This window comes from Crossiella sp. NPDC003009 (genome assembly GCF_053591555.1).
Genome location: NZ_JBSFUA010000036.1, coordinates 68,850 through 90,119, shown reverse-complemented (window position 1 = coordinate 90,119; position 21,270 = coordinate 68,850). Strand labels below are relative to the sequence as shown.

The window sequence follows — 21,270 nt, the reverse complement described above, 5'->3', positions numbered from 1 at the left end:
CCCCGGAGGGGTTGACAAGTCAAAAGCCGGGACGAGCAGGTTGCGGGGCGGGGTTTGGGTTGCCGACTCAAGACCCAGCGTGCTCGCGGTCCTCTTGTCTTCTCCGCACGACCTTCCGACAGCGAACCACATCCCGCCGACCAGCCGCCGTTGCGTGGCGTGGCGTTGGCGGCGGTTGCTGTGAGCGTCTGCTCGGCGGGATGCGGTTAGCAGTCTCCAGGCCGTACGGAGAAGACAAGAGGCCCACTTTGTGGGTTTTCACCCCCGGGCTAACCCTAGGTATCCCTCGGATGCGCGGTTGTCCCCACCATCGTTGCCACCCATCCGAGTGGTCTCCGCGTCCCCTGCTTGCCGCTCCCTCCGCGCCCCCGGTACGTATGCCACACCCCCGCCCCCGGGGTACCACCACACCTCCTGCCGCAAGGACGCGGACATGTCTTCTGCTGACCTGGCGCGCCGGGCTTTCCTTGCCCGGATTGGCGTTCTGGGTGCGGTTACCGGTGCGGGGGTGTTGTTGCCGCCCGCGCTGGGTGTCACGCCCGCCGCTTCGGCCGCGCCGCCGCTGCCCATTCTTGTTGACCTGCTTCGCCCCATCCTCGCCGAACTCGCGCGGGACACCCTCAATGGCCTGACCACCTTCGTGGTGCCCGGTCCGGATGGTTACTCCCGCGCCCAAGGCACGCCGGTGCCGGGTCCCGGTGCGATGGAGATGGGCGCTACCGACTTCATGATCGAGGCGCTCGACCACTTCGTGCCGTTTCCCGACCAGCTGGCCAAGCCGCTGTCGATGGCCTTCGTCACCGCGCTCGCCGACACCGGGATCAAGCTGCCGGACAGCCTGCTCGGGCTGATCGACCTGCAAGTGTCCACATTGGACAAGGCTCTCGCGCTCGTCTTGCAGAACGACGAAACCCTGCCGCTCTCCCTGGTGATCGCGTTGCTGCTCAACCTGTTGGCGACGCAGGTGAACCCCCTGGCGCTCAACGGGCCGTTCCTGTCGCCGTTTGCTCGATTGTCCTTTGCGGACAAGGCCAAGGCGTTCGCGTTGCTGGAGGGGCCGGACGCTAATCTCGTGGCGTTGCTGGACCAGAACCTGCCGCAGCCGTTGCGGGGGAGTGTGTCCGGGCTGTTGAAGTTCGTGGGTGGGGCGCTGCTGGAGTTTCCCGCGTTCGGGGCCTACTCCGAGTGGAAAGTGTTCGACAAGCGGACCAAGAAGCTGCGGGCGCGGCCCGTTGGCTGGCAGTTGACCGGGTACCAGCCCGCCGGTCCGGTTGAGGGCTGGGACGACTTTCGTGGGTACTACCAGGGCCGAACCTCGGTGGAGGACTGATGCGCGACGTCATCGTGATCGGCGCCGGTGGCGGTGGGCCGGTCGTGGCCGCGGAGCTGGCCGGGCGTGGGCTGGACGTGCTGCTGCTGGAAGCTGGGCCCCGGCATGCCAAGCCGCGCGAGGAGTGGACGCACTTCGAGAACGACGCCAACAACCCGCTCACCGGGTACCTGCGCTTCGGGCCGCAGGACCGGAACAAGCCCGCCTGGTTCCGGGAGACGCCGCAGAACTCCTTCCTGTGGCAGCTTTCCGGCGTCGGCGGCACCACCCAGCACTACTACGGCAACTGCCCGCGCGCCTACCCCGGCGTGTTCGCAGGCTACGACGGTCCGGACGCGGCCAACTACGACGTCGAGCACCGATTTCCCTTCGCCTACAAGGACTTGGTGCCCTACTACGAGTGGGCTGAGGCGACCCTGCCGGTGCAGACCGCGGCCATGGGCCTGAAGGAGGAGACCTTCTTCCGGGGCTGTGAGACCCTCGGCATCCCGGTGCAGAAGACCAAGACCACGCTTGGCGCCTCCTACCGGCCGCAGGAGAACGCGATCCTGCAACCCGGTGGCACCGCGGGCCGCACCACCGACGCGTCGAAGCTGGTCTTCCCGATGGCCACCGGGTGCACCTTCTGCGGCTACTGCTTCCAGGGCTGCATGCAGCCCGTGCGCGCCCCGCGCAACCAGTTCGCCAAGCGCTCCACCGACAACAGCTACGTGCCGCTGGCCATCACCGCCGACGCGGTCCGGCCGGGAGCCAAACCGGCCACCCTGGTCGCCGACGCCTTCGTCACCCGGGTGCACACCGAGCGCAGGGGCAGCGCGCTCACCGCCACCGGGGTCACCTGGCGCACCGGGGCGGGAGTGGAGCACCGCGAGGACGCCAAGGTCGTGGTGATGGCCGCCGGGTGCACCGAGACGCCCCGGCTGTGGCTCAACAGCGGGCTGCCCAACCCCAACGGCTGGGTCGGGCGCGGCTACACCGACCACCACTTCGACTGGGTGATCGGCCAGTTCGACCGGGACACCGACTCCACCAAGGGCGTCGGGTCCTCCGCGCGCTGCGAGTTCCCCGGCTACGGCGGCCTGGAGAACGTCGGTCTGCCGCCGGCGTTGCAGGCATTCAGCATGACGTTGAGCGACAGCGGCATCCGCGGCCGCTACGGCAACGGCCGCGGCGCCACCGGGCCCTGGGACGGGCCGGCCGGGCGGTTGATCGGACCCGAGCTCAAGGAGGTGCTGGCCGGCGGGGTCAACCGGCTGCTCAACGTGCTGGTGATCACCGACGACGACGTGGAGGCGCAGAACCGGGTGCTGCCCTCGGTACTGCCTGCCGACGAGCACGGGCCGATCGCCAAGGTCGAGTTCCGGCAGCGCCAGCGCACCGCCCGCACCCAGCGCAACCGCGAGTACCTGGCCAAGCGCGCCACCCAGCTGCTGCGCGGCGCGGGCGCGAAGAAGGTGTTCCGGATCGACTGGGCGCCGCTGATCCTGCACGTGCAGTCCACCATGCGGATGGGCCTGTCCGAACACAACTCGGTCACCCAGCCGACCGGTGAGTCCAGGGCCGTGCGCGGCCTCTACATCGCGGACAACTCGGCGCTGGCCAACGCCCTCGGCGGCCCCAACCCGACCCTGACCACCCAGGCCCTGGCCACCCGCACCGCCGAGCACATCTTCCAGACCCACTTCGGCGGGTCCCCGTGGGTGCGCACCGAGTCGCCGATCGTCTCCACCGACCCCCGGATCAGCCAGGCGCTCGGTCGCCTCGGCCTGTGACGCCCCGGCCGGCGTCACCTGGCGCACGTGCGAGACTCCACCCCGTGACCGAGGAGCCCGAGGCGTTGTGCCGCCAGGCCGCGGCCTACCTGGCGAACAACAAACCCAAGCGCGCTCTCCAAGCCGCCGAGCGGGCCACCGAACTGGCCCCGGACGCGGAAGCGCCGCACCGGCTCCGCGGCATCGCGCTCACCGTGCTGGGCAGGCACGCCGAGGCGGTGGCCGCCGCGCGGGAAGCCGTCCGGCTGGCGCCGGGGGACTGGCGAGGGCAGGTCGCGCTCGCCGAGGCGCTCGGCGCGGGCGGGGCGATGCTCGACCCGCAGCGGCCCGAAGGCCACCAGGCGGTGGCCGCGGCCCGCCGCGCGGTGGAGCTGGCCCCGGCCGAACCGCGCTGCTTCGAGGTGCTCGGCGACATCGCGCTGCGCGCCACCCGCTGGGACATCGCCGAACAGGCCTACCTGGCCGCGCTCCGCCTCGACCCCGGCAACAAGCACGCCAAGCTGAACCTGGACCTGGTGCGCAAGAGCGCCAAGAACGCCCGGCCGACCGGTCGGCTGGGCGAGCCGGGAGCCGGTTCAACACCGGGGGCCGGTTCGAGGCCGGGGGCTGGGCCAACCGCCGGCACGGCCCCGGGCTCCGCCCACCGCCCGCAAGCCCACCCCGGACCGGCCGCCGATGGCCAGCTGCCCACCGGCGAACCCCCGCCGCCCCCCGCCGACGCCGTGGCCCGCCTGCTCTGGCCCACCGCCCGCACCCTCACCCTCGTGCTCAGCCTCGGCTCGCTGGCCCTGGTCATCGCCGGACTGCCGCAACCCGGACCCGGCCACGTCTGGCTCGGCGTGCTGCTGCTGGCCGCCACCGCGGTGCTGGCCGCGCTGCCGCTGCGCCGCCTGCCCGCCACGGTCCGGCCCAAGCTGGTCCGCGTCCTGGCCAGCCGCCCCCGCCTCGGCCTGACCACCCTGCTGCTCGGCTTCGGCGCGCTCTGCCTGCTCGCCTGGACCGCCATCTCGCTGTTCCAGCCCGGCGACATCCAGCTGCCCGTGCTCACCTGCCTCAGCACCGCCGTGGCCGCGGTCCTCGCCCGGCTGCGCCGGGGTTAGGCGCGCGCCGGCTCGTCCTTCTTCGAGAAGCTGACCAGGCCGTCGATCACCACGATCAGCGTCCAGATGATCAACGGGCTGTGCAGGGCCTGGGTGCGGGCCGGATCGCCGGTGAGCAGGATCGCGCCGCCCATCAGCGCGACCAGCACCAGGTACATCCGCAGCAGCCGGAACCAGGCCGCGCGCTCCCGCCGTGAGCGCGGCCATGCCTTCTCCGGGTCGGTGAACTCCGGCACCGGCTGACCGCGCTTGCGGGCGTAGCGGGCCTGGAACTTCCGGTCCAGCTTGCCGATGTGCCGCTTGCCGTAGGCGATGGAGTAGCCGAGGTAGATCGCGGCCAGCGAGTGCGCCAGGTTCGCGGTGCCACCGCCGAGCAGGTCCCAGGTCGCCACCGCCAGCAAGACCACGTCGACCACCGGTGTCAACAGCAGAATTAGCGTCGACACCCTTGGCCACTGCAGTGCGTAGCGCACCAGCAAACCGGTGAACAGAATCACCCAAAACGCGATTTCGCAGGCGATGATGACGAAGTACAACACAAGGCACGATTCAAACAGGTTGCTGATCCGCGCTCTACCTGCACAGACCCCACTCGTCCCCGGACGGCCTAGCAGAAGACCTGAGTACCACCTGGAGGTAAGCCTCCAGAATGATTTCTGGCCGTTCGGCTGGACATCGCCGGGCCCGCATGCGATCGTTCGCCGCGTTGGGCTGCCCGGCATTGTCCCCCAGCGGTACCGGTCGCCCACGCTCTGCGCAGCCCCGGCTGACCTGCCTCCAACGCAGGTCACCCGGGGCTTTCGCGTTGTTCTCTGACACTTTCCTGACGGTTGCGTGAATTCCTTTTCTCCGTGCAGCTGTACGAGAACAAATGAGCGGTTGACGTTTCTTTGACATTGCTTTGACATTGGCCGGAGTTGGCCTCGGCTGCGCTGCGCGTATTACTTCTGTCACACAGCGTTAATGCCTTTGAAAATCTTGATGCGGACCCTGCTCCGTTCGCCCCAACTTTTGGAAGTGCCCTCCACCGCACCCAGTCGGCTCGTTAGGCTGACAATCGATCCATCTGGGGTGTGTCTGTCAGTGGCCGGAACTGAGTGCGCGTCGTCGCGCCCGCCGGCTGCCCCGGTAGCAAGGGGATCTCGATGATCCCGGCGGCGAGTGGCGACGTCGAACTGGCGATGGATGTGGGAAGCGGGAGAGCGGCAGTGGATCCTGTGGCAGCGAAGTTGGTGACGGCTGACTCGGTGCGTTCGGTGGGCGAGGTCGAACAGGACGCGCTCCGGGTGGCGGCGGTGTTGCGCAGCCGGGGTGTGGCGCCCGGCGACCGGGTGGTGCTCAAGGCGGACAACTCGGCGGGCTATGTCACCGCGCTGCTCGCGCTGGTGCACCTGGACGTCTCGATCGTGCTGGTGGACCACCGGCAGACCCCGGAGGAGACCCTTCGGTTCGCGGGGCTGGCTCGGGCACGGTGGGCAGTGCTCCAGCCGGCCCTGCCCACCGCCGAGGTGGGCACGCTGCTGCTCGACGAGCTGATCGCCGAGGCCGCCAACGGCCAGGACGTGCTCGGCTCGCTGTCCTTCGTGGACTGGTTCTCCCGCTCCGACGCGCTGATTGCCTGGTCCTCGGGCACCACCGGCGAGCCCAAGGGCATCGTCCGCTCGGGCCGCTCCTTCCTGGGCAACATCGAGCGCACCCAGCAGCGGATGAACTACACCGAGGCCGACGTCCTCATGCCGCTGCTGCCCTTCTCCCACCAGTACGGGCTCTCGCTCGTGCTGCTGTGGTGGGTGGCGCGCTGCTCCTTCGTGGTCGCGCCCTACACCCGCCTGGACCACGCCGTCGACATGGCCGGTCGCTACGGCGTCAGCGTGGTGGACGCGACCCCCGCGACCTACCACACCATGCTCAACCTGCTGCGCCGCCGGCCGGAGTTCGCCACCGGCCTGCGCGGGGTGCGGATGTGGTGCGTGGGCGGCGCGCCGCTGGACCGCGCGCTGGCCGACAAGTTCATCGCGGCCACCGGTCAGCCCCTGCTGGACGGCTACGGCAGCACCGAACTGGGCAACATCGCACTGGCCGCCCCGGACAACCCGGTCGGCTGCGGCAAACCACTGGACGGCGTCGACCTGCAGATCATCAACGACAACGGGGTCACCGCCGCGCCCGGCGAGATCGGCGAGATCCTGGTCCGCTCCAGCGGCCTCATGCAGGGCTACCTGGCCGCTGACGGCAGCGTCACGCCGCGGGAGAACGACACCTACCGCACCAACGACATCGGCTACCGGGACGCCGAGGGCAACCTCTACGTGGTCGGCCGCAAGTTCGCCGTGCACCGGATGGGCCACACGCTCTACCCGGAAGCCCTGGCCCGCAAGGCCGAGGTGGTGGGCGCGCCGATCAAGGTGGTCGCGCTGGACGACCCGCGCCGCGGCAGCCAGCTGGTGTTCGTGGTGGCCGACCCCGAGCTGCGCGAGGCCCGGCACTGGCGCGAGCTGATCTGCGCCGAGCTGCCGCCCTTCGAGCAGCCCAACCAGGTGCTGGTGCTGCCCGAGTTCCCGCTCAACGCCAACGGCAAGCCCGACCCCCGGCAGCTGGAGCAGCTCGTGCTCGAAGCCCTGCCCGGCGCCAAGGACCGGGTAACCCGGACCACTGAGCCCGAGCCGGTCCCCGACCTGTCCGCGCTGCACTACCCGGAGCGGGTCCAGGCGCTCACCGCGGTGCTGGACTTCCTGCGCGCCAACCCGCAGCAGGTCATCGACGTGCTCACCGAGATCTCCAACCACAAGGCGGTGCTGGAGGAGATCGAGGCGACCATCAGCGCGCTGGAGGGCGCCGTCGAGGAGGTCTCGACCTACCGGCCGGGCCAGGTGGACAAGATGGCCGTGTTCATGTCCTCCAACGTGCTGCTCTACTCCTACGCGCTGTACATGCTGATCCCGTCGCTGTACACCGACGAGATCATCTTCCGGCCGTCCAGCCAGGTCTCGGGCACCACCAAGCGCGTGCACGAGCTGCTGGCCCCGGTGCACAAGCTGGAGTCGATCGAGCTGACCACGCTCAGCCAGCGGCAGTTCGTCGAGGTCCCGGTGGCCGAGGCGGACGTGCTGGTCTTCACCGGCGCGTACCAGAACGCCGAGCTGGTCCGCGCCGAGCTGCGCGATGACCAGATGCTGCTGTTCTTCGGCCAGGGCGTGAACCCGTTCATCGTCGCCCCCGGCGCGGACATCGACCTCGCGGTCACCGACGCGCTGCGCATCCGCATGGTCAACTCCGGCCAGGACTGCTTCGGCCCGGACGTGTTCATGGTCAACTCCGCGGAGGCGGAGCGGTTCACCGACCAGCTGGTCAAGCGGGTGGCCGACCTGCGCTACGGCAGCTACACCGACCCCGAAGCGGACTATTCTTCCCTCTGCTACGACACCGCGCTAGAGGCGGCGGCGGACTACCTGCGAACCAACAGAGAACACATCGTGCAGGGCGGCCGGGTGGACTTCCGGTCGCGGCATGTGGAGCCCACGGTGCTCGTGCGCAGGTACAACAAGAAGATGCCCATCGAGGAGACGTTCTCGCCCATCTTCAACGTGGTGGTCTACGAGAACGCGCAGCAGCTCAAGTCGTTCATCAACTCGCCGCTGGTCAATGAGCGGGCCATGGCCGCGATGATCTACGGCGAGGACCAGGCGGCGACCGAGCTGCTGGCCAAGCGGCACGCGGTGTGCGCCAACATGACGATCTTCGAGGTGGAGAACGGCAACAAGCCGTTCGGCGGGCACGGCGTGGCCGCCAACTACGTCGCCTACCAGGGAGAGCGGCACGCCGAGCCGATCCTGATCTCCAAGGCGGTCGCCGAGCACCTCCCCGCAGCCAAGCAGAGCAGGATGGCCAACGCATGACCGAGCAGACCTACCAGGGCGCCTGGAACGCCGCTGTCGACTTCCTCACCGCGGCGGGGGTCGAGACGATCTTCGGCCTGCCCGGTGACGACCTCGGCATGCTGCGCGCCCTGGAGCCCACCGACCGGCGCATGGTGCTGTGCCGGGACCAGCGCAACGCGGTGTTCATGGCCACCGGGTACGCGCTGCAGTCCGGCAAGCCCGGCATCGCGGTCATCGGCAAGGGCCCGGCCGCCGCCAACGCGGTCACCGGCCTGCTGGAGGCGCACTGCTCGGCCGCGCCGGTGGTGGTGCTGGCCGGCGGCACCAGCGTGGAACAGCGCGGCAGCAACGCTTTCCAGGAGCTGGACCAGCTCGCGCTGGTGGCCCCGCTGACCAAGTGGGCGCACCGGGTGGACCACCCGGACCGGGTGGCCGCCGCGCTGGAGAAGGCGCTGCTGATCGCCACCTCCGGCCAGCCCGGCCCGGTGTACCTGGAGTTCCCGGACCACCTGCTCAAGGAAGAGATCCCGCGCACCCGGCCGTGGAACACCCTGGCCGACGTGGCCAGGGCCGACCACGCGGTCGGCGCGGCTGAGGGTGCCGCGCTCGACGCGATCAAGGCGGCCAAGCGGCCGCTGATCCTCATCGGCGGCGGCATGCGGCACCGCAACGCCGACCGCCTGGTCGAGCGCCTCGCCGAGACCATCGGGGCCGGGATCTACAGCACGGCCACCGGACGCTCCACTGTGGACGAGAGCCACGCCCAGTTCTGCGGCCTGGCCGGGCTGTACTCGCCGCAGCAGACCGCCGAGCTGTGGAGCGGCGCGGACCTGCTGATCACGCTGGGCTCCCGGCTCGAGGAGACCGCGACCTTCGGCTGGGAGGGCATCGGCTCCACGGTTCCGGTGGTGCAGGTCAACATCGACGCCGCCGGGTTGTCCGTGGAGTTCGCCGGTCCCAAGGTGATCGGCGACGGCGCGGGCACCGTGGCGGCCTGGCTGACCGCGCTGGCCGGGCACACCCCGGACGCCGACTGGGTGGCCACCATCTCCCGCTGCCGCGCCGCCACGGCCGCCGCGGCCCAGGACCGGCTGAAGATCTTCGGCGAGGACGGCTACACGCACGTGGCCGAGGTGCTCGCGGCCATCGACGCGGTGGCCCCGGCCTCTCGGATCCTGGTGCAGGAGAACGGGTTGCAGGACATGTGGTCCTACATCTACCCGTACTACTCCACCGGCGCGCAGGGCGGCTCGGTGGTTCCCTCCGAGCAGACCACGCTGGGCTTCGGCGCGGCCGCGGCTGCCGGGGTCAAGATCGCCGCGCCGGACCGCCCGGTGATCGCCTTCGTCGGCGACGGCGCGTTCAACCTGTTCCGCAGCGACCTGGAAACCCTTGGCCGGGAAGGCATCGGGGTGGTCTACGTGGTGCTGCGCAACGGCGGCTACGGCTGGCTGCAGTCCCAGCTGGACCAGCACGGCCTGCCCGCCGAGCGCTACCCGTTCGTCTCCAGCGAGCTGGCCGCCGCCGCGCACGCCACCCCGCCGAAGGTCGAGCAGGTCGTGATCACGGACAAGGCCATGCTCACCGACGCGCTGGGCCAGGCGGTGACCGCCTCGCTGGAGGGCCAGGTCACCGTGGTGCACGTGCCGGTCGAGCTCTCCGACGCCCCGCCCGGGATCAGCGACCTGGAGGGCGACTTCCCCGGCGGCAACGAGAAGCACTAGCCGCGCAGGTACGCCTCGCCCCTCGGGGAGAGGCGGTAGCCGACCTCGAGGCTCTCGGTCAGCCCGAGCTCCTTGAGCTTGCGCACGTCGTTCTTGAACGGCACCGTGTCCCGGCCGGTCCGGGCGGCCAGCTCAGCCGCCCGGACGCCGGGACACTCCGCGATCAGCCCGAGCACCGTGGCCGTCCACGGCCCGTGCTTGGCCCGGCTGTCCATTCCGGACAGCTTCCGCGCGATCGCCGCTCTGTCCACTTCGGACAGTTCAGCCTGCTCGCGCAACACGATCCGTGGATCGGCCCCGCCCAGCCGCAGCTCGATCCGGTACAGCGTGCCGCCATCGCCCTTCCGCAGGCTCCGCAACAGCGCCGCGCGGTCGGCGAACCCGGCCCGCACCGCCTCGTCCTCGCCGACCTCCTCGACCGCTTCCACCGCGAGGATCTCCACCAGCCCCGCCCCGGTGCGCAGCACGGTGCCCGCGCGCACGCTCGGCCGCCGCCAGCGCCGGAACGCCAGGGTGACCGCCCCGGCGGCGATGCCGTCCAGGGCGGCGCTGGTGAACAGCATCAGTCCTGGTCCAGCTCTCCCAGCAGGCGCTCGATCTGCCCGGTCAGCCGGTTGCCGTCGGCCGGGCTCATGGTGGTCCACGGCGTGCCGTCGGACCCCCGGTGCTCCTCCATCAGGTAGCGCCCGGCCGGGGTGTCGTAGAAGGCGACCACGTGGTCGGCCCGGTTGCGCCGCCCGAGCCGGTCGGTCACGGTGGCCCCGAACTGCCCGCTCTGCTCGGCGCCCTCGATCATGGTCGCCACGCTCTGCGCGTCGGCGGCACCGATCCCGTTGTCCCGCAAAGCTTCCGCGAACGCCTTGACCGAGGTGCCGACATCCCGCGCGGCGGTGTCGATCACCGAGCTGGGCAGCGAGATCGAGTGGCCCGGCCCGGCCTTGCGCACGGGCAGCAGTCCCACCACCGCCCTGGCCAGCCCGCCGGGGTAGATCGGTCGCAAGCTCAGCTCGTCCTCGCTGAGCACCGCCAGCACCGCGTCCTCCCCGGCGCTGACGGCCAGCGCCCGCACCTCCCGGCCCAGCCACAGCCGCGCGTCCACCGCGCGGGCGGGCTTGGCCAGCAGGGTCAGCGCGTCCACCAGTTCCGGCCGCACCCCGCCGTTGCTGACCAGCTCGTTGCGGTGCAGCTCGTCCCAGGCCTCGTTGATCGCCTCGGTGCGCTCGTGTTCTTCGTAGCCGCGCGGGTTCACGTGCAGCACGATCGGCATCTCGGTCAGCCGCAGCTTCTCCCACAGCACCTGGTACGCCGAGGCGGAGAGCCGGAATCCCGGCGCGGCAGAGGTTTCCAGCATCGCCTACTCCTGGTGCTCGCCGATGACCGGCGGCGCGACCAGCCGATCGTCGACGAAGATCTCGTCGGAGTCGAGCACGTACTGGTTCTCGTGCTCCTCGTCCTCCTCGCCGGGCCGCGCCGCCCCGGCAGGCGCCGCCTGCTGCATGAACTGCCCGGCCCGCCCGGCCCCCGGCGACCCGGTCCGCGAGGCGGGCACCTGCGGCGAGCCACCAACCCCGGCCGCCCCACCCCGCCCAACCTGGTTCCCGGTCCCGGACCCAGCACCGCCACCACTGCCACTGCCGCCGAACCCACCACCGACAAAACCCCCGCCGAACCCACCCCCGCCGGTCCCGCCACCGCCCCCGGTCGGACCGAAGTTCCCCGGCACGTTCGCCGCACCCTGCGTCGGCACCGGCGAGTACTGGCTCGGCGTCACCGCCGCCACCCTGGTCGGATCCTCCACACCACCGGGCCGGTCACCCACTGGCCGATCACCCACCGGCCGGTCACCCGTCGGCCGGTCACCCGTCGGCTGGTCTGGCCGCTGCGGCTCCCTTGGCTCCTGCGGTTGCGGCCCAACAGGATCGGTCCCATCCCGGCCGCTGCCAACCCCACCGGGATAGCTCTGGTCGTCACCCCCGCCACCACCACGCCGGGTCGGCGCCCCCGCCGGCCGCCGCCCGCCACCAGGCCCCGGCGGCGGCGGAGTGACCTGCTCGTCCACCGCCACCAGCGGCGGCTCGGCGATCGTCGGCAAGGCCCGCACGTTCGCGCTGGAGGAGGTCGAGTAGGTCGACATCACCTGCGCGGCCCGGATGTGCGCCTCCTTGGCCGCCTCTTCCTCCTCCTGCCGATCGGTCTTGACCCCGAAGAAGTTCTTGACCCCCTTGACCGGCGCCCAGTCCTCCCCGGACTTCACCTCCACCGGCTTCGGCATCGCCGTCTTGGCCGCACTGAACGCATCCGCCTGCGAACCGGTCGCCTTGCCCGTGTTCTCCACCGCGGTCCTGGCCAGCTCCAGCCACGGCCCCAGCCCACCGATCGCGGCCTGCGCGTTGTCCGCCGCCTGCCCCTGCCAGACCCCGCCGAGCTTGCTCAGGCCGGTCTTCAGGTCGTTGACGGCGTCGAAGAACCCCTGCGCCAGCTCGGCCTGGACCCGCTTGGCGGGTTCGGCAGTGGCGGGGCCGCGGCCCTGGTGCAGGTCGTTGTAGAGCTTCTGGTGCGGGACGGCCATCCAGTTCCGGCACACGTCCAACGAGTTCATCATGGTTCCCCCTGTTGCTATTTCTTCGACAGCGTGGCCACCGCGGCTTCGGCGACCTGGGCGGCGCGCTTGCACAGCTCGGCCCGGCCGAGCGGTTGCTTCCGGTTGCTCTCGCTGTAGTGCGAGCGGAGCACCTGGCCGTCGGCGACGTCGACCTGCACAGTGCAGAACTCGTTGCCCGGCATGCTCGGCGTCCACACCTCGTAGGCGAAGTAGCCGGAAACGGCGACCTGGCGCACCTCACCGGTGACCTGTCCAGGTGCGAACCGCTCCACGCCTTCCTTCGTCATGGCGGTCAGCACGAAGCCGACCTTCTCCTTGTCGTTGATGAAGTTGCAGTCGTCGGCGTTCAAGGTGTCGCTGTGCCCGGCCTGGAGCGGACGATCGATGCCGAACGGAGCCTGCTGCTCCTTGGTCAGCAGCTCGCACGGCCGCACGCCGTTGAGGTTGAGCGCCTTGGGCCGGGCCGGTGTGGCCGGGGAGGTGCTCGTGCTCGACTGCGCCGTTGAACTGGTGCCCGGTTCGGCGTTGCCCCCGCCGCACGCGGCCAGGCCGAGCGCGAGCGAGGCGGTGGTGGCGGCGATCAGGATGCGGCGGTCAGCCACGCGCGTCTCCCTGGAACTTCCCCCGGTTGCCCTCGTCGGACAGGCGGTACTGCTGCTGCACGGCGGTGAGCTGCTCGATGATCGTCTCCAGGCGTGCCTGGAAGGCGACCACCGCCGCGTACACCGAGCCGGTGCTCTGCAGGTTCTTGGCGTTGAACTCGGCCGCGACGTCCTTGCTGACGTCGTCATTGCCCATGGGTTGGATCTGGAGGTCCGTCTGCGCCTTGCGCGCGAGGACGAACATCCGGTCCTTGGTCTGCTGGTACAGCTGGATCGCGGCCGGGACCTGGGCCAGGTCGATCTTCATGCCGTCCACCGAGACGCTGCCTTGTGGTGCCACTTTCAACTACCCCCTGAGATCAGCTCATCTCAGATCGTAGCTGCGGCAAACGACCCTCACCGGCCTGTTCAGCCTGCTCGGGCGACTCCACTCGTTCGGGTGACGTGCAACTACTTAGCGCTGGTCAGGGTCCCTACCGCGGCCTCGGCGACCTTGGTCGCGCGCTGGCAGACCTCGTCCTTGGCGAGGGGCTTGTCGCGGCCTTCCTCGTTGTAGGCGGCGGTCAGCACGCGGTTCGGGGCGGCGTCCAGGTGGACGGTGCAGAACTGCTCGCCCGCGGGCTGGTCGGTGCGGATCCGGAAGCCGGGGAAACCAGCGACGGTGACCGGGTCGGTCTGGCCGGTGGCCTTGCCGGGGCCGAACTCGGCGATGCCGCGGTCGCCGACCAGGACCACCGACAGGCTGACCTTCTCCTTGTGGCTGACGAAAACACAGCTGGGGGCGTTGAAGGTGGGGCTGGTGCCGTCCTCGGCGGGCTGGTCGACGCCGAGCTCGGTCTGCTGCGGCTGGGACAGCAGCGCGCAGGGCTTGACGTTGTCGAAGGCCAGTTCGCGCGGGCGGGCCGGGGCGTTGTTCGTGCCGGGGTCCGCGGTGGAGCTGCCGCAACCCGCCAGGCCTAGGGCGAGAGCGGCGATCGTCACGGCGACGAGCGGGCGGCTGGCGAACACGGCGGGCACGGGGGTCTCCTGGCGCTTGCGCGGTCCGGTCCGGATCCGGACTCTGCGTGCCGTGTAGATTACCGAACGTGTGCTGAGGCAGCGCGTGCGGGCGGGTCGCTCAGGTGTGCCTCACCGTGACGTCGCCGCGGTCGGAGCCCACCTCGATGCGCGGGCCGGGCCCGTTCGGCACCTCGACGGTGGCCTTGCCCAGGCGCTCCTTGACCTTCGTGGTCACCTGGTAGGACCGGCCGCCCGGCACGGTCACGGTGACCTCGCCGCCCTCGGTGTGCGCGGCCAGCCGGTCGAACTCGCCGGTGGCGCCCACCACGACCTCGCCGAGCTTGGTCCTGGCCTCGATCTCCTTGGCCGCCACCGCGTTCAGCGTGATGCTGCCGGTCTTGTTGACCACCTTCACGGTGACGCCGCCCGGCAGCGCGATGTCCCAGTCCACCGCGCAGTCACCGCCCGCGCCGGCGCAGGTGCCGGTCAGCCGCAGGGTGCCGCCCTCCTTGACCACCTCGGCCTGGGACTTGCGGGTGGTCTGCTGGGTGAGCTCCCGCTTCACCACCAACCGGTCGCCGCCGGTGATCTTGATGGTGCCGACCAGGTTGGTCAGGTCGATCGCGGTGATCTCGGGGCCGAACTCGTCGGACTGGCTCTCCACCGTCTCGGTGACCTTGTTGACCACGGCGCAACCGCCGGCGGCGATGGCCACGGATCCGGCGAGCACGACACCCGCGAGGCGTGCCGGAAGCTTCACTGTCAACGCTCTTCTCTCCACTGCGGGGATGAGGGACCGGGTCCCGTTGTCCAAGCTGTCGGCCAAGGTGTACCCAGCGGCGCGGCGGTCGTCGACGCGCGGCGGCACAAATCGGTCTGACGGCTGACCCTCGGAACGCCGGTGTCGTCCGCAGGGGAGCGCGGCGTCCGCATCAAGGCGGGCGGCCCGTAATGTGCTGGGACGATGAGCGGACTGACCTCAGTGGCGCGGCCCCTGCCCCGCCCGGACGCCACCCGGATGCTGATCGGCCTGAGCTACGCGGGCGGCGGCACCGCGCCGTTGCGGCCGTGGGCGCAGGCGCTGCCGGCGGACACCGAGCTGGTGCTGATCTGCTACCCGGGAAGGGAACGCCGGTTCACCGAGCCGATGCCCGCCGACTTCGCGGAACTGGTCGCCGACGTGGTGACCGCGGTGCGCTCGGCGGCCCGGCTGCCGTACGTGCTCGCCGGACACAGCATGGGCGCCCTGGTCGCCTTCGAGACCGCGGTCCGCCTGGCGGACACGCCCGTGGCGCCGTCCGCGCTGGTCGTCTCCGGCCACCACGCCCCGCCGTACCTGCGCTTCACCGGCGACACCGGTCCAGTGGCCCGGCACGCCGACGCCGAACTGCTGGCCTGGATCAGGGAGTACGGCACGCTCCCGGAGGAGATCCTGGCCGACGAGGACCTGGCCCAGGTGGTGCTGTCCGCGTTCCGCGCGGACCTGGCCCTGCACGGCACCTACCGCTACAAACCGGGAACCACGCTCGACATCCCGGTCCAGGCCCTGATCGGAGCCCAGGACCCGGTGACGCGGGCGGGCGCACGCCGCTGGCAGGAGATGACCACCGGCGACTTCCGCGCGGACGAGCTCCCCGGCGCGCACTTCTACACCCCGGAGGTGTGGCAGCAGCTGCCCCGCCACATGGCAGCCATAACCAGCGCGAACTTGGCCTGAGACAAGGAAAAGGGACGGTCCACACAGGACCGCCCCTCAACCTGACCCAACAGCTCGCGAAAGAAGACACGCGCCCACCTGTTGCGAAAGAGGCGTGGCGCGCCAGCGACACGCCGGGCTCTTCACACCGCGGTGGGGTTGATTTTTCGCGTCGCCTTGTCGCGCGTCCGACGCACCGAAGCTTGCTTCGCGTGCGGCGGATGCGTGACGAGGCGACTCAAGAGCGAAAAATCCCGCGCGCGGAGCGCGCCAATGTCACAGTCACTCGTCGTCGCCGCCGAAGAAGTCGCCCACCTCGTCGATCATCTCCGCCGCGACAAAACCGCCGACCACGCCGGCGGCACCGGCCGCGACCATGCCGCCCATGCCCATCCCGCCACCGCCGCGGCGGTGGTCGTCGTGGTCGCCGTAGTGCTGCTGGTGGCCGCCGCCGTGGCCGTAGCCCTGCTGGTGGCCGTAACCGGGCTGCTGGCCGTAGTGCTGGGCCATCCGGCCCGCGGCCTGGCCCAGCCAGCCGTCGATGTGCGCGGCCCAGTCGGTGCGCTCGGCTTCCTGGTGGCTGAGGTGGAAGCGGCCGAAGGCGTCGCCGCCGCTGCGGAACAGGCCGCCGCGCTTGTCGGCTTCCAGGACCACGGCGAGTTCGCCGGGGCTGGCCACGAAGGTGAGCTCGACCTCGTTGATCCGGCCCGCGTACTGGCTCGGCGGGAAGAACTCGATCTCCTGGTAGAACGGCAGCTCCTGGCGCACCCCGTGCAGGTGGCCGCGTTCGACGTCGGCGTTCTTGAACTGGAAACCGAGGCGGCCGAAGGCGTCCAGCACGGCCTCCTGGGAGGGCAGCGGGTGCACGTGCACCGCGTCCAGGTCGCCCTTGTCCACGGCCTTGGCCACGGACAGCTCGGTGCGCACGCCGACCGACATGCCGCGCAGCGGCGCGCCGCCGACCAGGGTCACCGGGGTCTCCCACGGCACCGGGAGCTGGAACGGGATGCTGCGCTGCTCGCCTTCGCGCAGCTGGAACCGGCCGGCCACCGCGACCCGGAAGAACTCGACCACGGCGTTGTGCTCGCTGTCCCCGTGCTCGACCTCCATCCGGGTCACCAGGGACAGCGTCACGTGTTCGATGTCGACGTCGTGGCTGCCGCCCGCGAGGCGGACCTCACCGGAGAGCTGCCCGCCCGGCCGGCAGTTCGGGTCGTGGAGCACCGTGTCCACGGTCGGCCCGCCAACGCCGAAAGCCTGGAGCATCCGTTTGAACACCAGTAACCGTCCTTATTCCCTGTGAGGATTGAGTTGCTCAGCGTAAGGCCAACGAACGGGACGAACGACGCGTTCCCGGCTTCGGTGGTTCACTGGAGAGTTCGACGCTCGTTCACCTCGCGCCAGCGCAGCAGCAGGGCGTAGGCGACCAGGAACAGCACGCCCGCGTTGCACAGGTGCCACAGGAAGTGGGTGCCGATGACGAACTGGCCGCACACCGGGCCGTCCACCGTGCGCAGGAACAGCGAGACCGCGAACAGCCCCGCGGTCAGGCTGAACCACTTCCGGTAGGGCCGCAGCGCCGGGTCCCGGTGCAGGCCGAGGGCGACCGCGAAGGCGATCATGGTGATCAGCGCGGGCAGGTACTGGCCGCCGCCCCCGCCGACCAGCCTGCCGAGGGTGAGCGAGATGAGCTGGCCGATGACCAGGTAGGCGGGCACGCCGAGCCAGGCCCACTGCCACTTCAGGCCCCAGAACCAGTGCAGGAAGCAGACCACGTAGAAGTGGATGAACAGTGCGATGAAGCCGACGTCCAGCAGCACCGACCAGCCGTTGGCGAAGGTGTGGAAGGCCAGGCTGCCCAGGCCGATCAGCAGCAGCAGCGCGGCCAGCGTGTGCAGGCTGGCCGGTGCGGACCGGCGGCGCATCAGCCACCACAGCGCGAACGCGGCGATGACGAACCCGGCGTTGCTGACCGCGTTGAGCGGTTCGCCCCACAGACCGGGCGCCACGCGTTCGCAGTAGTTGTCCAGCGGGGCGTTCCAGTCCACGCGCCCACCCTGGCAGGCACGCGCGTGGCCCACAACATCACAAGCAGGCGTAAACCGCCGGTACCAGCCGCCGCCACCGGGGGTCCGCGCCGTGCAACGTGGTGATGGTCCGGTCCGGCGTGAACCCGAAGCCCAGCCTGGCGTCCGGATCGGCGAACCCGAGCGCGCCGCCCGCGCCGGGGTGCCCGAAGGCCCGTGGACCGGGGGAGAACGGCCTGAGCTCGCCGGGGAGCATAAAACCGAGGCTGAACCTGGTGTGCCCCAGCAGCACCGCGTCCCGGCCCGCTGAGCGCTCCTCAACGGCGCCCGGGAGGTCCTGGCAGGCCAGGCCGCCGTAGAGTTCGGCGAGCGCGCGGGCGTTGCCGTGGCCGTTGGCGGCCGGGATCTCCGCCTGCCGCCAGCGCGGGTCGGCCACCAGATCGGGGGTCAGCAGATCGGGCGGGTTGACGAAGGCGAGCGCGGCCATCGACGTGGGATCGGCCAGCGCGGCCAGCAGCTCGCCGCCGGGCTCGCCGGGGCCGGGCGGGACCAGTGGCGCGGCGGTGATCGGTGCGGCGCGGTGGGCCTGTGCGAGCGGCAGGCCGATGTGCAGGTCGAGGCCGAGCTCGGCGACCAGTTCGCGCGGGGTGCGGCCGGAGACCCGGCGCAGCACCTCACCGACCAGCCAGCCCCAGGTCACCGGGTGGTAGCCGTGCCCGGTGCCCGGCTCCCACCAGGGCTGTTCGGCGGCCAGCGCGGCGGTCAGGTGCGCCCAGTCGAACAGCGCGCCCGGCGGCTGGGTGGCGCGCAGCGCGGGCAGTCCGGCTCGGTGCGAAAGCAGGTCGGCGACCGTGGCCGGCGCGGTGAACTCGGGCCAGTACCGGGTCACCGGGGCTTCGGGGTCGAGCTGCCCGCGCTCGACCAGCCGGTGCGCGCACACCGCGAGCACGCCCTTGGTCACCGAGAACAGGTTCACCACGGTGTCCCGCCGCCAGGGCCCGCCCCACAGGTCGACCACGGTGCGCCCGTCCACCCGGACCGACACCGCCGCGCCCAGGTCCTCGCCCTCGGCGAACCCGGCCGCGAACGCCTCCCGCACCGCGGCGAAGGCCGGATCGCAGTGGCCGTTGACCGTAAGCTCCATGCAACTAGTCAACCACAGTTACGCAACCATGGTTTCGTAATTTTCGGAGGGACCGCCGTGCTCGACCCGGCCGACGATCTTGTGCTGCTGTTCACCGCGCTGTCCGCGGCCGCCGACGCCGAGGTGCGCCGCCGGGTGGAGGCGGCCGGGTTCACCGGGCTGCGGCAGGCGCACGGCTACCTGTTCCAGCACCTGATCCCCGGTCCGGCGCGGATCTCCGAGCTGGCGGCCAAGCTCGGCATGACCCCGCAGGGCGTGTCCAAGACGGTCAACGAGCTGGCGCGGCTGGGCTACGCGCGGCGCAGCGTGGACGAGGGAGACCAGCGGGGCCGGGTGGTCGAGCTGACCGAGCGGGGCCTCGGCGCGATCGAGGCGGCCCGCACCGCGCGAGCTGATCTTCGGGCCCAGTACCAGGAGATTCTCGGCCCGGCCGCGGCCGAGGCGGTGCTGTCCGGGTTGCGCAGGCTGGCGGCGGAGACCGGGGCGCTGGCTGAGCTGACCGCGCGCCGGTTGCGGTCCATACACGGGACCTGACCCTCCGTGGTTACCCAGTGGTATCTGTCACCAAACTTCGCCCTTTGAACCCCTAAAGCTTGCTTCCCGTTATCGCTGGTGGTTACCGTCCCGGCCGAACGTCACGGTTCGGTCACGCGAGACAACCTGTGGTGGACCCCGAATCCGCCACAGACCCGGATCCCCCGCCGGGTGTCTCGACCGGGCTCCCCGAGACGGAAAGGCAACGAGTCTGTGGCTCGACATAGAGCCCGCGCCACCACCCCGAAGTGGCGCGGAAGCACGATGGCGGCTGCCGCCGCACTGACCACGACGGTCGTGGTGGGCAGCCCGTTCCAGTTGATGACCTCCTCGACCTCGGAGGCCAACCCCGAGCAGGCCGACCTGCAGGCGAACTTCGCCGGGGTCGCCCGATCGGCCCCCGAGGTCCTGCCGAGGGCGGTGACCACCGACCCCGGCATCGAACTGGCCAAGCTGGCCAAGGCCGAGCGGATCGCCGACGAGCGCCAGTCCGCTCAGAAGGCCGAGGCGGAGAAGGTCGAAGCCGAGAAGGCGAAGGCCGAGGCCGAGAAGGCGAAGGCCGACGCGGACAAGGCGGAGGCCGAGAAGGTCGCCGCCGAGGCGGCCAAGCGGGCCGCGGCCGCGGCGGCCAAGTCCGCCAGCAAGCCCGGCGGCGAGTTCGTCCGGCCCGCCGAGGGCCGGTTCACCTCGAACTTCGGCATGCGCGGCGGCACCATGCACTACGGCGTGGACATCGCCAACTCGATCGGCACCCCGATCCTCTCCGCCGCCGACGGCACCGTGGTCGAGTCCGGCCCGGCCAGCGGCTTCGGCCTGTGGGTGCGGGTGCAGCACAACGACGGCACGATCACCGTCTACGGCCACATCAACGCCTCCATGGTCCGCGCGGGCCAGAAGGTGCAGGCCGGGCAGCAGATCGCGACCATGGGCAACCGCGGCCAGTCCAGCGGACCGCACCTGCACTTCGAGGTGTGGGCGCCAGGCGGCAAAAAGGTGAACCCCGGCACCTGGTTGGCCGAACGGGGCATTCGCCTCTAACCCCGATAGCGGCTGGTGAGAGCCCCTGGGTTCGTAGCAGTCTCGGACCATGATCCGGGTGGGCGGTGGACGTGCGCGGCATCGCGCGCGTCCACTGTCCGACGCCCAGGCCGAGCAGCTGGTCGCGGTGATCGCCACCGCCGAGTGGAAGCGCCTGGTGCGCCGCCGCACCATCGAGCTGGCCGGCCAGCAGCTGTGGACCTCGTTCCAGTTCGGCCTGCGCCCGGCCAGCTGCCGCCGTCTGGCCCGGCAGTCCCGCAGGCTGCTCTCGGCCAACGTGTTCCGCCGGGCCGCGGCCAGGGCTGGCGGGTTCCTGCCCGGCCGGTGGTCGGTGGAGCGCAAGATCGCCAACCGGATGCGCCGCGGCTGCCGCCTGCCCGGCGAGCAGGGCAGGCTGGCCACCGCGCGGGCGCTCCAGGTGCTCGGCGTCTATGCCTGTGTGCGCATGCAGCGGCCGCCGGCGGAGTGCCAGTGCCTCAACGACCTCACCAAGGAGCTCTCCCCGCAGGGCCTCACCCGCAGCCTGCGTGAGGCGCTGACCCGGATCTAGCAACTACCGGGTAAGGTTGTTGTTACCGAGGGTATGTCGCGCGGAGGCAATCAAGCTGACGCCGCCTTGGGCGCACCACGATTCCCGGCTGGCATTCGCTGGCCGGAGGCGGGAGCGCCGGGATGAGTTCGGATCCACGTATGGCCACCGGCGATGAGCCGGTTTGCCTCGCCTGCCCGCACGCCTGGCACGACCACGACCAGATCGCCGCGCGGTACTGCGCGGCGTCCGCGAGCAGCGGACTCAACCGAGGTTGTGTCTGCCCGGGTTAGGA

The 21,270-nt window shown here is 70.8% G+C and carries 21 protein-coding genes; 10 read left to right on the top strand and 11 right to left on the bottom strand.

Features of this window, described 5'->3' with window-relative positions; genetic code table 11:
- Positions 1–433 precede the first annotated feature (433 nt).
- The 3 genes from ACWDY5_RS29955 to ACWDY5_RS29945 are packed head-to-tail and all read left to right on the top strand — an operon-like array spanning position 434 to position 4,202.
- Positions 434–1,330, top strand: a complete 897-nt coding sequence (locus ACWDY5_RS29955; RefSeq protein WP_449725492.1) for a hypothetical protein — start codon at positions 434–436, stop codon at positions 1,328–1,330.
- Complete coding sequence (locus ACWDY5_RS29950; protein WP_449725491.1) at positions 1,330–3,102, top strand: GMC family oxidoreductase N-terminal domain-containing protein; 1,773 nt, start codon at positions 1,330–1,332, stop codon at positions 3,100–3,102. The genes ACWDY5_RS29955 and ACWDY5_RS29950 overlap by 1 nt, the downstream gene beginning before the upstream one ends.
- Positions 3,103–3,146: 44 nt before the next feature.
- The gene (locus ACWDY5_RS29945) at positions 3,147–4,202 is read left to right on the top strand and encodes a tetratricopeptide repeat protein (protein ID WP_449725490.1); all 1,056 of its coding nucleotides are present in this window, start codon (positions 3,147–3,149) and stop codon (positions 4,200–4,202) included.
- Here ACWDY5_RS29945 and ACWDY5_RS29940 read toward each other — a convergent pair.
- Positions 4,199–4,648: a hypothetical protein gene (locus ACWDY5_RS29940; RefSeq protein WP_449725489.1), complete on the bottom strand. Its 450-nt coding sequence runs from the start codon at positions 4,646–4,648 to the stop codon at positions 4,199–4,201. The genes ACWDY5_RS29945 and ACWDY5_RS29940 overlap by 4 nt on opposite strands.
- A gap of 771 nt (positions 4,649–5,419) precedes the next feature.
- Between ACWDY5_RS29940 and ACWDY5_RS29935 the strand changes: the two genes are divergently transcribed.
- Both ACWDY5_RS29935 and ACWDY5_RS29930 read left to right on the top strand, forming a co-directional pair.
- A complete protein-coding gene (locus ACWDY5_RS29935; RefSeq protein ID WP_449725488.1) occupies positions 5,420–8,098 on the top strand; it encodes an aldehyde dehydrogenase family protein in 2,679 nt (892 codons plus the stop codon).
- On the top strand, positions 8,095–9,804 hold the full coding sequence (locus ACWDY5_RS29930) for a thiamine pyrophosphate-binding protein (protein ID WP_449725487.1): 1,710 nt from the start codon (positions 8,095–8,097) through the stop codon (positions 9,802–9,804). The genes ACWDY5_RS29935 and ACWDY5_RS29930 overlap by 4 nt, the downstream gene beginning before the upstream one ends.
- Here the strand turns inward: ACWDY5_RS29930 and ACWDY5_RS29925 are convergent.
- The 7 genes from ACWDY5_RS29925 to ACWDY5_RS29895 all read right to left on the bottom strand — a co-directional run bounded on the left by ACWDY5_RS29925 (position 9,801) and on the right by ACWDY5_RS29895 (position 14,767).
- On the bottom strand, positions 9,801–10,367 hold the full coding sequence (locus ACWDY5_RS29925; protein WP_449725486.1) for a hypothetical protein: 567 nt from the start codon (positions 10,365–10,367) through the stop codon (positions 9,801–9,803). The genes ACWDY5_RS29930 and ACWDY5_RS29925 overlap by 4 nt on opposite strands.
- A complete protein-coding gene (locus tag ACWDY5_RS29920) occupies positions 10,367–11,155 on the bottom strand; it encodes an ESX secretion-associated protein EspG (protein WP_449725485.1) in 789 nt (262 codons plus the stop codon). Before ACWDY5_RS29920 ends, ACWDY5_RS29925 begins: the two co-directional genes overlap by 1 nt.
- 3 nt (positions 11,156–11,158) lie before the next feature.
- Complete coding sequence (locus ACWDY5_RS29915; protein ID WP_449725484.1) at positions 11,159–12,403, bottom strand: PPE domain-containing protein; 1,245 nt, start codon at positions 12,401–12,403, stop codon at positions 11,159–11,161.
- A gap of 17 nt (positions 12,404–12,420) precedes the next feature.
- The gene (locus ACWDY5_RS29910; protein WP_449725483.1) at positions 12,421–13,008 is read right to left on the bottom strand and encodes a DUF3558 domain-containing protein; all 588 of its coding nucleotides are present in this window, start codon (positions 13,006–13,008) and stop codon (positions 12,421–12,423) included.
- On the bottom strand, positions 13,001–13,324 hold the full coding sequence (locus tag ACWDY5_RS29905) for a hypothetical protein (RefSeq protein ID WP_449725482.1): 324 nt from the start codon (positions 13,322–13,324) through the stop codon (positions 13,001–13,003). Before ACWDY5_RS29905 ends, ACWDY5_RS29910 begins: the two co-directional genes overlap by 8 nt.
- A 134-nt stretch (positions 13,325–13,458) precedes the next feature.
- The gene (locus ACWDY5_RS29900) at positions 13,459–14,025 is read right to left on the bottom strand and encodes a DUF3558 domain-containing protein (RefSeq protein ID WP_449725481.1); all 567 of its coding nucleotides are present in this window, start codon (positions 14,023–14,025) and stop codon (positions 13,459–13,461) included.
- Between the two features lie 100 nt (positions 14,026–14,125).
- Positions 14,126–14,767 (bottom strand): hypothetical protein, encoded by a 642-nt coding sequence (locus ACWDY5_RS29895; RefSeq protein ID WP_449725480.1) that lies wholly within the window; start codon positions 14,765–14,767, stop codon positions 14,126–14,128.
- Positions 14,768–14,971: 204 nt separating this feature from the next.
- Here ACWDY5_RS29895 and ACWDY5_RS29890 point away from each other — a divergent pair, with 204 nt between their 5' ends.
- Positions 14,972–15,724, top strand: a complete 753-nt coding sequence (locus ACWDY5_RS29890; protein WP_449725479.1) for a thioesterase II family protein — start codon at positions 14,972–14,974, stop codon at positions 15,722–15,724.
- A gap of 261 nt (positions 15,725–15,985) precedes the next feature.
- Here ACWDY5_RS29890 and ACWDY5_RS29885 read toward each other — a convergent pair whose 3' ends face one another.
- The 3 genes from ACWDY5_RS29885 to ACWDY5_RS29875 all read right to left on the bottom strand — a co-directional run bounded on the left by ACWDY5_RS29885 (position 15,986) and on the right by ACWDY5_RS29875 (position 18,874).
- A complete protein-coding gene (locus ACWDY5_RS29885; RefSeq protein WP_449725478.1) occupies positions 15,986–16,981 on the bottom strand; it encodes a sporulation protein in 996 nt (331 codons plus the stop codon).
- 89 nt (positions 16,982–17,070) lie between these two features.
- Positions 17,071–17,751, bottom strand: coding sequence for a hypothetical protein (locus ACWDY5_RS29880; RefSeq protein WP_449725477.1), 681 nt, complete (start codon positions 17,749–17,751; stop codon positions 17,071–17,073).
- Positions 17,752–17,788: 37 nt separating this feature from the next.
- On the bottom strand, positions 17,789–18,874 hold the full coding sequence (locus ACWDY5_RS29875; RefSeq protein ID WP_449725476.1) for a serine hydrolase domain-containing protein: 1,086 nt from the start codon (positions 18,872–18,874) through the stop codon (positions 17,789–17,791).
- 57 nt (positions 18,875–18,931) lie between these two features.
- On the opposite strand from ACWDY5_RS29875, the gene ACWDY5_RS29870 reads away from it, so the two are divergent.
- The 4 genes from ACWDY5_RS29870 (at position 18,932) to ACWDY5_RS29855 (ending at position 21,268) form a co-directional block, all read left to right on the top strand.
- Positions 18,932–19,408 carry a MarR family winged helix-turn-helix transcriptional regulator gene (locus tag ACWDY5_RS29870; protein WP_449725475.1) on the top strand — a complete coding sequence of 159 codons (477 nt, stop codon included), beginning with the start codon at positions 18,932–18,934 and terminating at the stop codon, positions 19,406–19,408.
- A gap of 264 nt (positions 19,409–19,672) precedes the next feature.
- Positions 19,673–20,446: a M23 family metallopeptidase gene (locus ACWDY5_RS29865; protein WP_449725474.1), complete on the top strand. Its 774-nt coding sequence runs from the start codon at positions 19,673–19,675 to the stop codon at positions 20,444–20,446.
- Between the two features lie 49 nt (positions 20,447–20,495).
- Positions 20,496–20,996, top strand: a complete 501-nt coding sequence (locus ACWDY5_RS29860; protein WP_449725473.1) for a hypothetical protein — start codon at positions 20,496–20,498, stop codon at positions 20,994–20,996.
- A 122-nt stretch (positions 20,997–21,118) separates the two neighbouring features.
- Positions 21,119–21,268, top strand: coding sequence for an RGCVC family protein (locus tag ACWDY5_RS29855; protein WP_449725472.1), 150 nt, complete (start codon positions 21,119–21,121; stop codon positions 21,266–21,268).
- The last annotated feature ends 2 nt before the right edge of the window (positions 21,269–21,270 follow it).